Origin of the sequence: Alteromonas ponticola (genome assembly GCF_012911815.1) — a bacterium.
Classification (GTDB): Bacteria; Pseudomonadota; Gammaproteobacteria; order Enterobacterales; family Alteromonadaceae; genus Alteromonas; species Alteromonas ponticola.
Map to the genome: position 1 here is coordinate 106,425 of NZ_JAATNW010000005.1, position 11,981 is coordinate 118,405.

General features: G+C 47.9%; 12 protein-coding genes. 6 read left to right on the forward strand and 6 right to left on the reverse strand.

The features are described from left to right. The first annotated feature begins 337 nt into the window (after positions 1-337). Positions 338-2,350, forward strand: a complete 2,013-nt coding sequence (locus HCJ96_RS09725) for a transglycosylase SLT domain-containing protein (RefSeq protein WP_169210863.1) — start codon at positions 338-340, stop codon at positions 2,348-2,350. A 97-nt stretch (positions 2,351-2,447) separates the two neighbouring features. Then, complete coding sequence (pepQ, locus tag HCJ96_RS09730; RefSeq protein WP_169210864.1) at positions 2,448-3,767, forward strand: Xaa-Pro dipeptidase; 1,320 nt, start codon at positions 2,448-2,450, stop codon at positions 3,765-3,767. 85 nt (positions 3,768-3,852) lie between these two features. Here pepQ and ispB read toward each other — a convergent pair whose 3' ends face one another. Next, on the reverse strand, positions 3,853-4,827 hold the full coding sequence (gene ispB / locus HCJ96_RS09735; RefSeq protein ID WP_169210865.1) for an octaprenyl diphosphate synthase: 975 nt from the start codon (positions 4,825-4,827) through the stop codon (positions 3,853-3,855). Positions 4,828-5,211: 384 nt separating this feature from the next. On the opposite strand from ispB, the gene rplU reads away from it, so the two are divergent. From rplU to folA, 4 genes are all read left to right on the forward strand, one after another. Next, positions 5,212-5,523, forward strand: a complete 312-nt coding sequence (gene rplU / locus HCJ96_RS09740) for a 50S ribosomal protein L21 (RefSeq protein WP_169210866.1) — start codon at positions 5,212-5,214, stop codon at positions 5,521-5,523. Between the two features lie 15 nt (positions 5,524-5,538). After that, entirely contained in the window at positions 5,539-5,796 is a 258-nt protein-coding gene (rpmA, locus tag HCJ96_RS09745) for a 50S ribosomal protein L27 (protein ID WP_169210867.1), read from the forward strand. A 270-nt stretch (positions 5,797-6,066) separates the two neighbouring features. After that, a complete protein-coding gene (cgtA, locus tag HCJ96_RS09750; RefSeq protein WP_169210868.1) occupies positions 6,067-7,233 on the forward strand; it encodes an Obg family GTPase CgtA in 1,167 nt (388 codons plus the stop codon). A 33-nt stretch (positions 7,234-7,266) separates the two neighbouring features. Continuing rightward, the gene (gene folA, locus HCJ96_RS09755) at positions 7,267-7,758 is read left to right on the forward strand and encodes a type 3 dihydrofolate reductase (RefSeq protein ID WP_169211140.1); all 492 of its coding nucleotides are present in this window, start codon (positions 7,267-7,269) and stop codon (positions 7,756-7,758) included. Positions 7,759-8,015: 257 nt separating this feature from the next. Here the strand turns inward: folA and rpoS are convergent, their stop codons facing one another. The 5 genes from rpoS to surE form a co-directional block, all read right to left on the reverse strand. Next, complete coding sequence (rpoS, locus tag HCJ96_RS09760; protein WP_169211141.1) at positions 8,016-8,942, reverse strand: RNA polymerase sigma factor RpoS; 927 nt, start codon at positions 8,940-8,942, stop codon at positions 8,016-8,018. 134 nt (positions 8,943-9,076) lie between these two features. Next, positions 9,077-9,955, reverse strand: coding sequence for a peptidoglycan DD-metalloendopeptidase family protein (locus HCJ96_RS09765; RefSeq protein ID WP_169210869.1), 879 nt, complete (start codon positions 9,953-9,955; stop codon positions 9,077-9,079). Positions 9,956-9,964: 9 nt separating this feature from the next. Further along, positions 9,965-10,543: a YqaA family protein gene (locus HCJ96_RS09770; protein WP_169210870.1), complete on the reverse strand. Its 579-nt coding sequence runs from the start codon at positions 10,541-10,543 to the stop codon at positions 9,965-9,967. Beyond that, complete coding sequence (locus HCJ96_RS09775) at positions 10,540-11,175, reverse strand: protein-L-isoaspartate(D-aspartate) O-methyltransferase (RefSeq protein WP_169210871.1); 636 nt, start codon at positions 11,173-11,175, stop codon at positions 10,540-10,542. The genes HCJ96_RS09770 and HCJ96_RS09775 overlap by 4 nt, the downstream gene beginning before the upstream one ends. Positions 11,176-11,221: 46 nt before the next feature. Next, entirely contained in the window at positions 11,222-11,971 is a 750-nt protein-coding gene (surE, locus tag HCJ96_RS09780; protein WP_169210872.1) for a 5'/3'-nucleotidase SurE, read from the reverse strand. Positions 11,972-11,981 lie beyond the last annotated feature (10 nt).

Genomic DNA, 11,981 nt, shown 5'->3' on the forward strand with positions numbered 1-11,981 from the left:
TGCTACGAAATGGTGTTCGATTGATCAAAAATCAAGCTCGAAATTGAAAAACTTCTCAGTATAATGGTGATTAGACCGATAAATAAAAACCTGTTCAGCTTAGCCTCGCAACGCATGGCGTTCAAATAAATTAACGTAATATTCACCAGTGTTGCGAGACGATAATAACAATTGATTTAGTAAAGCTGTATCGTCAGGGTAATCGGCTTAATTTAATTACGTGCACTCACACGGATTTTGTCATCTAGAGGAACAGGTCACTATTTCCTGAAATCGCTCTATTTTTCTGCATGATATATGCAGCGTATTCTTTGTTTCTAATAATAAGGATGGCTTAATGGTAGTGAAGTTTGGTTTTCTTCGTCGGCTTAGCTTGCGAAGCGTAAGCTTGTTTTTTGTCGCGCCTATTGCACTGGCGAATGCTTTGCTACCTGGTGAAGAGGCCAATCAGCAGCAGCGAGAACTGTTTCTACAAACAGAACAAGCCATTCAGAGTCTGCCGGTCAGTCAGCTAAATAAGGTTGACGACAGCATGGCGGCGTTGTCGTCTTATCCCCTCTACCCTTATCTACAGCGACAACGCCTTTTCAGAAATATTTCAATTGCCAATCGCAGCGCCATCGAATCATTTTTAATGACCTACGATGGCCATCCAATCGTCTATACGTTACGCGCGAAATGGCTTCGCTATCTCGCCGAAAACAAGCAAAAATCAGCATTTTTGGCCAGTTATCGCGATGACATGGGCGCTGAAATAACCTGTTTCTACTTGCAATATCAGCTTGCTGAAGCCACCAATCCGGATTACTGGTTGGAGAAAGTGGATTCCATCTGGTTAAACGGCTATTCACAGCCGGAATCCTGCGACCCCGTGTTTAAACAGTGGAGTCAGCAAGGTCGCTTAACCGAACAAAAATTACTGACACGCATCGAACGGGCAGCATTGTCAGGGAATTCAAGATTGGTAGCTTATCTGCAGCGTCGATTGCCAGACAGTAAACAGTATTTAGGTCAGTTATGGTTGACTGTGCGCAACGCGCCAGTGAACGTTACAAAGCCTTCTTATTTTCCCATGTCGCAGCCCGACGCAGAGTCGAGAATTTTAGCCTACGGGTTGGAACAGTTGGCCTGGCAGGATGCTGAAAAAGCGGTCAGAGCTTATTATAACTGGCAGGCGAAATTACAGCTTTCAGAAGGTGAGTGGGCAGCTATTCATCGGGCAATTGCGCTGAGCCTGGCGATTGATAACAAACCAGATGCACTAATCTGGTTGCAACGAGCTGATGTGGCCGGCGCAGCGCAAGATGTGAAACGCTGGCATCTGGCGTATCTGTTGCGCAAACAGGACTGGCAAAAGGTTCTGGAGTTGATTGAAGTTAGTGAGCCGCATATTCAGCAACAGGATGTGTTTCGGTACTGGCGCGCACGAAGTTACGCGCATTTAGGCGCGCCGCAGCTGGCGAAATCTACCCTGGAAGAGCTTGCCACTGAACGACACTATTACGGCTTTATGGCCAGTGCTCATCTGGCGCAGCCGCCGAGTTTAAAACATGCTGAGGCGCCAACGGATTCCGCTGCCATGCAGCGCATAGAACAGCGCCCCTCAGCCCGCCGTGCGTACGAGTTTTTGCAGTTGGGCCGGTTGATTGATGCAAGAAGAGAATGGCGACATCTGATTGCGAATCTGGATTCGGCATTAGTTAAGGATGCAGCGGTATTGGCCAGTGAATGGGGATGGTACGATCAGGCCATTATCAGCTTCACCCAAAGTGGCTATATGGACGACGTAAAAAGACGTTTTCCGCTGGCGTTTGCACCAAAATTTTCCAGTGTGGGTCAAACTTATAATATTCCCCCGGCGTTCGCCATGGCGATTGCCAGACGGGAAAGTTCGTTTATGGTTGATGCAGTCTCACCGGCAGGGGCAACCGGACTGATGCAACTGATGCCCGGCACCGCGCAGTATCTGGTAGACAAAAAAATCAATCGTGCTGCCCTCATCGAGCCTGATCAGAATGTGCAACTGGGTGTACAATACCTGCGCTATCTGATGGATAAACTCGACAACAATCCGGTATTGGTTTCGGCTTCCTACAACGCCGGCTGGAAAAAAGTACTTAATTGGTTGCCACGAGAGGAAGCCTTACCTACTGATGTATGGATTGAAAATATACCTTATCGGGAGACCCGGGGCTATGTGAAAGCAGTGCTCGCCTATCGTTATATTTACGAGCAGCAATTGGGCACACAGTCAGAGTTGTTTTCACAATTGTCTACCACCTCGATTCCTGTGCTACCGGCAAAAGCGTCTGAGCAGCTCGCCACCGGGCTGCAGCTGGCCCCACAATAGCCAACACAGGGTGCAGCCAGGGTAACGGGCGTGTTATGGTATACAGATAATTAAGGTTGGCGTACGGCCAGCATGTTGAAATATGAATTGAGGAACTATGACGCAAATGACGCAACTTTATCAGGAGCATATTGCCACCTTGCAAAGCCGCACCCGTGAAGCACTGGAGCGGGAAGGGCTGGAAGGGCTGATTATCCATTCTGGTCAGGGTAAGCGACTGTTTCTGGACGATAATCATTATCCATTTAAGGTTAATCCTCAATTTAAAGCCTGGCTGCCAGTTACCGACAACCCCAACTGCTGGCTGGTGGTGAACGGTGTAGATAAACCCAAACTGATTTTTTACCGTCCGGTGGATTTCTGGCACAAGGTTCCACCTGAGCCGCAGGATTTCTGGACCGAATTTTTTGATATCAGTTTGCTGAAGCATCCGGAAGAAGTAGAGCAGTTCCTGCCTTATGACAAACGTCAGTTTGCTTATGTGGGTGAATATCTCGAAGTGGCCAAAGCACTTGGGTTTGAACAGATCAATCCTGATCGGGTGTTAAACTACCTGCACTATTATCGTGCCTACAAGACCGACTACGAGTTGGAATGTATGCGTAAAGCCAACGATGCTGCGGTGGCGGGTCACCAGGCAGCCGCGCAGGCGTTTGCCGACAAAGCCAGTGAATTTGATATTAATCTGGCCTACGCCAAAGCCAGCAGACTGGGCGATAACGACGTGCCCTATACCAGTATCATTGCATTGAACGAACACGCAGCTATTTTGCATTATATGCATTATGAAGTGGATGCGCCAAAAACCCATCGATCGTTTCTGATTGACGCAGGTGCATCTTACGCAGGGTATGCTGCGGATATCACCCGCACTTACAGCAGCGAACAGAATCATTTTGCCGAATTGATTCAACAGGTCGATGCGCTGACCTTACAGCTTTGTGATCAGCTTAAACCCGGTGTGGATTACACCGACATTCATTTGCAGGCACATCAGGGCATCGCTGCGATTCTGGCTGAAACCGGTCTGGTTGCAGGTACCGCAGAAGATATTGTTTCACAGGGAATCACCCGCACGTTCTTTCCCCATGGCATTGGTCACTTTTTAGGATTGCAGGTACATGATGTGGGCTCGTTAATTAACGATGACCGTGGAACACCGCTGCCGCAACCTAAAGACCACCCGTTTTTACGCTGCACACGACCGGTTGAAGCACGACAGGTGTTTACGATTGAGCCCGGACTGTACTTTATTGACAGCTTGTTAGCAGAGTTAAAAGAAACGGCACATGCAAAACAGGTCAACTGGGAATTGGTCGAAAAATATAAACCGTTTGGCGGGATCCGCATCGAGGATAATGTGATCGTACATCGCGATCGTAATGAAAATATGACCCGTGAGCGCGGCCTAAAATAGAACCGCTTTGAGCAGAGATAAAAAGTAAAATGGCACCATCAGGTGCCATTTTTTTAAATCGATCACCCATCCATGCGAACACGTTTTAGTTTGAGCGCTCTACGGACAGATGAGCGAGCGCAATCAAGGCGTCTTTGTAAGGTGATGCCGGAATAATTTCAAGACTGGCAACTGCGCGCTCTGCCTCCCGGTCAGCACACGCTTTGGTATAATCCAGCGCCCCGGTGTCCTGCATGATCGCCTGAATGCGAGCAAGATGAGGAAGACCATTCGATTGCTCAATCGCATCCCGGATCAGGGCCTGATCATCTACATCATTAGAATGCCACATGGCATACAGTAGCGGTAATGTTGGTTTGCCTTCGGCTAAATCATCACCGGCGTTTTTGCCCATTTCTTCAGCGTCAGCCTGATAGTCAAGAATATCATCAACCAATTGAAACGCCGTGCCTAAATGCTTGCCATAGGCCTGCATGGCCTGCTCAATCTCAGCAGACTGATCGGTGATCACCGCTGCCAGCTGCGTCGCCGCTTCGAACAAGCGGGCGGTTTTGCCATAGATCACATCAAAATAGCGCTGCTCGGTGGTGTCAGGGTCATTACAGTTCATTAACTGCAACACCTCACCTTCCGCGATCTGGTTGGTGGCTTCAGATAAAATTTCCATCACGCGCATACGCTTTAGACTCACCATCATCTGGAACGAGCGGGTATACAAAAAATCGCCAACCAGTACACTGGCCTGGTTACCAAATATTGCATTTGCGGTTTCGCGGCCACGGCGCAATGTTGACTCATCCACAACATCATCATGCAACAGGGTCGCGGTGTGGATGAATTCAACGATCGCTGCCAGAGTATGGTGATCGGATGACTGAATGTGCATAGCGCGCGCAGCCAGTACACATAGCAATGGTCGCAAGCGTTTGCCGCCGCTGTTTACAATGTAAAAGCCCAGCTGATTTATTAACGCAACATCTGAGTCCACTTGTTGCTGAATGATCGCATTGACCGCATCCATGTCATCCGAAGCCAGGGATCGTATTTGATCTATATCCATGTGTCTCTGTAATTAGCAGATGATTTAGTTTGAGTGGATTGTACCTGAATTAGTACGTGTATCCAGCGTCTCAACGTAAAAAATGCAGCCTCAAGTGATACCGACTTGGATTTTTAACTATCAATAGCTTTTTTTTCTTAGTTAAAGATGATTTTCAAGGTAAACTGCCCCGGACTGTGAATTTACGTGAAAATAACCGCTTGAATTAGTGCTGATTACCCTCCTTAAACCAGGCGGAAACTATCGGTAGTAAAGCGATAGCGTCGATGTGCGAAAAATAATCGAATTTTTATAATTGTGGGGTTGTGATCGAAGGATGTTTCACGTACAATTCGCGCCCTGTTTTTTGAATTGAAGCGTCAGAGACGCAGAGCGGAGTTAGATATGTACGCGGTTTTCCAAAGTGGCGGTAAACAGCACCGTGTGGCCGAAGGCCAGACCGTTCGTTTAGAGAAAATTGAAGTTGCACCGGGTGAGAGTGTTAATTTCGAGAACGTATTGATGGTAAGCAACGGTGACGATGTTAAAATCGGCACTCCTTTCGTTGCTAATGGTAAAGTGACTGCTGAAGTGGTGACACACGGTCGTGGCGAGAAAATTAAGATCGTTAAGTTCCGTCGCCGTAAGCACTCACGTAAGCAAATGGGTCATCGTCAGTGGTTCACTGAAGTGAAAATCACTGGCATTAGCGCATAATAGGAGCACGAACACATGGCACACAAAAAAGCTGGTGGTAGTACCAAAAACGGTCGTGATTCAGAAAGTAAACGCCTTGGTGTAAAACGCTTCGGTGGTGAGTCTGTACTTGCGGGTAACATCATTGTAAGACAGCGTGGAACGCGTTTCCATGCCGGTGACAATGTTGGCATTGGTAAAGACCATACTTTATTTGCACTTTCAGACGGTAAGGTTCAGTTCAACGTGAAAGGACCTAAAAACCGTAAGTTCGTGAGCATTGTTTCTGAGTAAACAATTTTCACGCTAACCTGAACAGGTTTTGAGAAACCCCGCGTTAGCGGGGTTTTTTTATGAGAGATTTACGTAACATTCTGCCTTAACCTGTGTCTTAGTGTACACTTATTACTATCAGATATTGGTTTCGTTTATGACACTCGATGGGCTGCTTATCCCAGCCACCATTATCTTGAAGGTCATACAGCCAGGGCAAAACAGTGATTCATATTGAGGATCACGACAATGAGGTCCGATCAACCAAACTGATCGACACTGGAGCGATAGATGAAATTTGTTGATGAAGCTGAAATTCGAGTTGAAGCTGGTGACGGCGGCAACGGCGTAGTTGGCTTTAGACGTGAAAAATACGTACCAAAAGGTGGCCCTGATGGGGGGGATGGTGGCGACGGTGGCAGTGTTTATCTGCAAGCCGATGAAAACCTGAACACCCTCATTGACTACCGCTTTGAGCGATTTCATCGAGCTGAACGGGGTCAGAATGGTCAGGGGGGAGATTGTACCGGTCGCAAAGGTAAAGATCTAACTGTAACCGTACCGGTAGGTACGCGCGCCACCGATTGTGACACTGGCGAAGTCCTGGGCGATTTAACGCGCCACGGACAACGCCTGAAAGTTGCGCAGGGTGGTTTTCACGGTCTGGGTAACGCACGTTTCAAAAGCAGTACTAACCGTGCGCCGCGACAGAAAACCAATGGTACACCGGGTGAAATTCGTTCCCTTAAACTCGAGCTGATGCTGTTAGCTGATGTGGGTTTATTAGGCATGCCGAACGCGGGCAAGTCCACTTTCATACGGTCGGTCTCAGCCGCCAAACCTAAGGTGGCAGACTACCCGTTTACTACCTTGGTACCCAATTTAGGTGTGGTCAGACAGGACGCGCAGCGCAGCTTTGTGATTGCCGACATTCCAGGGTTGATTGAAGGCGCAGCAGAAGGCGCGGGCTTAGGAATTCGCTTCCTGAAACATTTAGAACGCTGTCGAATTCTGCTGCACATGGTGGACTTACTGCCAGCAGATGAAAGTGATCCGGCTGAAAATGCTAAAGCCATTGTGGCCGAATTAGAGAAGTACAGCCCCAAGCTAGCCAGTAAGCCGCGCTGGTTGGTATTTAACAAAACTGATCTTCTGTTAGAGGAAGAAGTGGAAGAGAAGTGTCAGCAGATTGTTGAAGCACTTGGTTGGGAAGGTCCAGTGTATAAGATCTCGGCATTCCAGAAACTCGATGTAGGCCCTCTGTGCAAAGACATCATGAATTATATCGAAACTTTACCTGCACAAATGGAATCTGACGGCGCTGCCGAAGCACCAGTGGAGTTCAACTGGGACACCTATCATCGCAACACGGTTGAGAAAACTGATTTTGCTGATGATGATGACGACGACGATTTTGATGATGATGACTACGACGTAGAAGTAGTTTATCGCAAATAGGGAAAGAGAACGGGAATGGTAAGTAAAGTCGCAATGATTGCCGCCATGGCTAAAGATCGTGTTATCGGTGCTGATAATACCATGCCCTGGCATCTACCCGCGGATTTGGCGCATTTTAAACGCATTACCATGGGCAAGCCTGTGATAATGGGGCGTAAAACTTACCAATCCATTGGCAAAGCACTTCCTGGTCGTCCTAATATCGTGATCAGCCGTGACGCAAACTTTAAGCCTGCGGATGCTTCCGTGGTACCCAGCCCCGAAGACGCGCTGGACATGGCAGTGACCCTGCCTACCCGTGATCAGGAAATCATGGTCATTGGCGGTGGTACCATCTACCAAAGCTTTCTCGGACACGCCGAAACCCTTTACCTAACCTTCATTGATACTGAAGTTTCCGGCGACACCCAATTCCCCGATTACCAGCAATATGGCGAGTGGCGTGAAATTGAAAAGGAACATCGTCATGCCGATGAGCATAACCCGTTCGATTACCAGTTTGTGACGCTAACGCGTACCATCTAACTGCGCATTAATTTTCTCGGTCAACGCTATCTGCGTTTCTTGCAGTAAGGCCAGGATCTACAATAGCTTTTCGTCATTTCATCTCCACGCGGTGAAGAGTGGGACCCTTGTCCATGCGTTACCAATTATCCGGAGTAGGCGAACAGTTGTGAAAGAAAGGGATCCCCGATTGCTCGGGGATGAGAGATTATTTAGTGCAATTAGCTCACCACGTAGTGGCAAACCGTCCGCGGAAAGTTAGATATGGTTAACAGCGATCATGCGCTGATCTTGTCGAACAGATTCTCCAATGTTAAGCCTTGATGCCCAAGCATATCTTTAAGTCTACGTAATGCCTCTACCTGAATCTGACGTACCCGTTCGCGGGTTAAGCCAATTTCGGTACCGACATCCTCCAGCGTGGAAGGCTCGTAACCCATTAAGCCGAAACGTCTTGCCAGGACTTCCCGTTGTTTAGGGTTAAGATCGGTTAGCCATTTGACAATATTGTCTTTAATATCGTCATCCTGCAGATTCTCTTCCGGTCCAAATTCTTTTTCGTCAGCAAGAATGTCGAGTAAAGCTTTGTCGTTTTCGCCGCCGATCGGCGTATCGACAGAGGTGATGCGTTCGTTTAAACGCAGCATTTTACTGACTTCATCCACGGGCTTTTCCAGACAGATAGCAATTTCTTCAGCAGAAGGTTCGTGATCCAGCTTCTGGGAAAGTTCTCGCGCCGCGCGCAAATAAACGTTTAACTCTTTTACCACATGGATGGGTAAGCGAATGGTGCGTGTCTGATTCATGATCGCACGTTCAATGGTTTGCCGGATCCACCAGGTTGCGTAAGTAGAAAAACGGAAGCCTCGCTCAGGATCAAATTTCTCCACTGCCCTGATCAGTCCGAGATTACCCTCTTCAATTAGATCCAACAGTGCAAGCCCACGGTTGTTGTAGCGTCTTGCAATTTTAACTACCAGACGAAGGTTACTGACAATCATACGCTTACGAGAGGACTCACATCCTTTCAAGGCACGTCGTGCAAAATAGACTTCTTCTTCAGCGGTCAGTAGGGGGGAAAAGCCGATTTCGCCCAGGTACAACTGGGTGGCATCAAGGTTTTTAGGAAGTTCGTCCTGACTAAATACAACGTCATCGTTGCCATCGTCGGTGTCGGATTCGTCAGCTTTTAAGTCAGCTGGCATTTCTATATCGTCGAGTTCATCCCGCGATCTTCTTGCGACTACAGTGTTTTTATTTTGATCCACAACTGCATCTCCTGCTTTAAGGTTTATTTATAACATTCGCTCCCTTGGCTTATTATTGTTGTTTATAGTTTTTATGGACGTGACGTTGGCAGGTATCGCATCGGATCTAACGACTTTCCCCGATACCTCACTTCAAAATGAAGTCTGACCGAATTTGTACCGCTATTCCCCATAGTGGCAATTTGTTGACCAGCGTCAACCCATTGCTGTTCGCGCACCGTAATGGTGTCGTTGTGTGCATACGCACTCAGAAAAGTGTCAGTATGCTTTATAATTATTAAATTTCCGTAGCCTCTTAGCGCGTTACCGGCATATACCACTTTTCCAGTGGCGGCTGCTCGGATAGGGCTACCTTTTTCGGCACTGATATCAATTCCTTTGCTGCCGTTTTCTCCTGCTGAAAATGTTGCTACCAACTTGCCATAGGCTGGCCAGACCCACTTGTCAACCTGCCCAGGGAACCCATTTTTAGCGGGTTTAGCTGTTTTAGGCTGCGTGTTACTGACAACCTTAACTGGCTGGTTGTTAACATTATTTTCACTTTCACCATACGCCTGCTGTTTTCTACGGTCAACTTTATTTGTAGATTTATTAGCTGAGGTCGGACCAGAAGTGGATCGGGGTTTGGATCCGGCAGATCGGCTGGATCGACTGGAAGCCACAACGGGGTTGAGTTTCAACTCCTGGCCGGGGAAAATATTGTAAGGAGGCTGCAAATTATTATAGCGCGCGAGATCAAGATAATCTTTTCCGGTGAACCAGGCGATGGCATAAAGTGTTTCGCCTCGGTTCACCGTGTAGGTGGGTTCTGTGTAACCTTGTTCTTCAACGGGTTGACTGTCCAGCAGTACCAGCGGAGCTGGTGCGCGTCTGCCGGCGCATGCGCTCAACAGCACCAGCAGACAAAGTGTCATCCAAATCGTTTTATTGATAGTCCTTGATCCCTTCATTAAACAACGTCAGCGTAGAAGGAGATATGCGCCAATTGCCAACAAGACGGTTGCCCAGCCCAACACCTCCACATACTGGCGCAGTTTTGCCTCCATTGCTGCGCCACCCCATCTCATCAGTCCCGCTACCAGAAAGAAGCGCGCGCCGCGACCAATGGCCGACGCAATCACAAACGGTAAAAACGCCATTTGCATGACACCTGCCCCCACGGTAAACACTTTGTAAGGAATCGGCGAGAACCCGGCGATGAAAATGACCCACACCCCATATTGTTCAAACCACGAAAGTGCCATGTCAAATTTAGGTTGATAGCCTGATGACGCAATCCAGGGTTCGATCCACGCATCAAAAGCAAAATAACCCAGCAGGTAACCGCCAATCCCTCCCAGAACTGAGGTTAGCGTGGTCAGAAATGCGAAAAACCACGCTTTGTCTGGACGCGAAAGCGACATCGGCGCCAGCATGACATCAGGAGGAATGGGAAAAAACATCGATTCAGAAAAGCTTAAGCCTCCCAGATAAACACTGGCGTGGCGGTGGCGCGCCCAGCGTAAAACCAGGTCGTACAAAGGTTGAAATACCTTCAAAGAATATCTCCAGCAACAAGAGGAACAAATCGCACCGATTCAATCGTTTGTGTAGACAGCTCACCTTCTTTGGAATCCACACAGGTCAACGTTTGCTGTTCACTTCCGATAGGAATGATGAGTCTTCCACCCTCATTTAGCTGATTGCAGAGATCGGTAGGAAGTGAACTGGCTGCGGCAGTTACGATGATGGCATCGAATGGACCTTTGGATGCCCATCCTTTCCAGCCATCGCCGTGTTTCATAGATATGTTGTGCAAATCCAATTGGTTCATTCTGCGTTTAGCCTGAAACTGCAGTGATTTGATTCGTTCTACAGAGAAAACCTTCTTAAATAGCTGCCCTAGTATAGCGGTCTGATAACCAGAGCCTGTGCCTATCTCCAACACATTTTTTGCCTCGTTATCAGCAGATAACAGCAATTCAGTCATTTTAGCGACAATATAGGGTTGAGAAATCGTTTGTCCCTGTCCAATGGGGAGGGCGGTATTCTGATACGCTTTATGTTTTAACGCATCGGGCAAAAACAGTTCTCTGGGCGTCGATGCGATAGCATTGAGGACTTTCTGATTACGTATCCCTTCTTTGAACAACAGTTCTGCAAGGGCATCTCCTTTACGTGTCGATCTCATAATGACGTTACTTTTAAGATTAATTGTTCTAATTATTAAGTGGTTGCTACAATTTTTCGTCCAGCCAGACTTTCATGTCATCCAGACTCTGATACGCGGTCATATCCACCGTAAGCGGGGTAACCGAGCAGTAATTATTTGCAATTGCATCAAAATCGGTGCCGGGACCCGCATCCTGTTCCGCTCCCGCAGGTCCGTACCAGTAAATGGTGCGACCAAAGGGATCGGTATCCGCCACCATGCCTTCGGCTCTGTGACGTCGGCCCTGACGGGTTATTTTTATTCCTGCCAATTCATCATAAGGGATATCAGGCACATTAACATTTAATATTTGATTAGGTGGCAATGGGTGGGTTTTAAGTTTGTTAACAATGTCCAGTGCAACCCTGGCGGCGGTGTCAAAATGATTGCCCTCACGACCGACCAAAGAAACGGCAATTGCCGGCAAACCCATGTAGCGTCCTTCGGTAGCAGCGGCGACTGTACCTGAATAAATAACATCATCCCCAAGATTTGCACCATGGTTAATGCCCGATACAACCAACTGTGGGTCGTCATCCAAAAAGCAGTTCACGCCCAGGTGCACACAATCGGACGGTGTGCCGTTAACCGAGTAAAAGCCATTATCCATTTTCTGGATGCGGAGCGGACTATGTAGCGATAACGCGTTACTTGCGCCACTACAGTTTCGATCAGGCGCGATTACAGTGACATCGTGTTCAGCAGAAATTGCCTTGTACAATTCCGCCAGGCCCTTCGCAAACACGCCATCATCATTACTTAACAGTATATTCATGCGTTCTCCG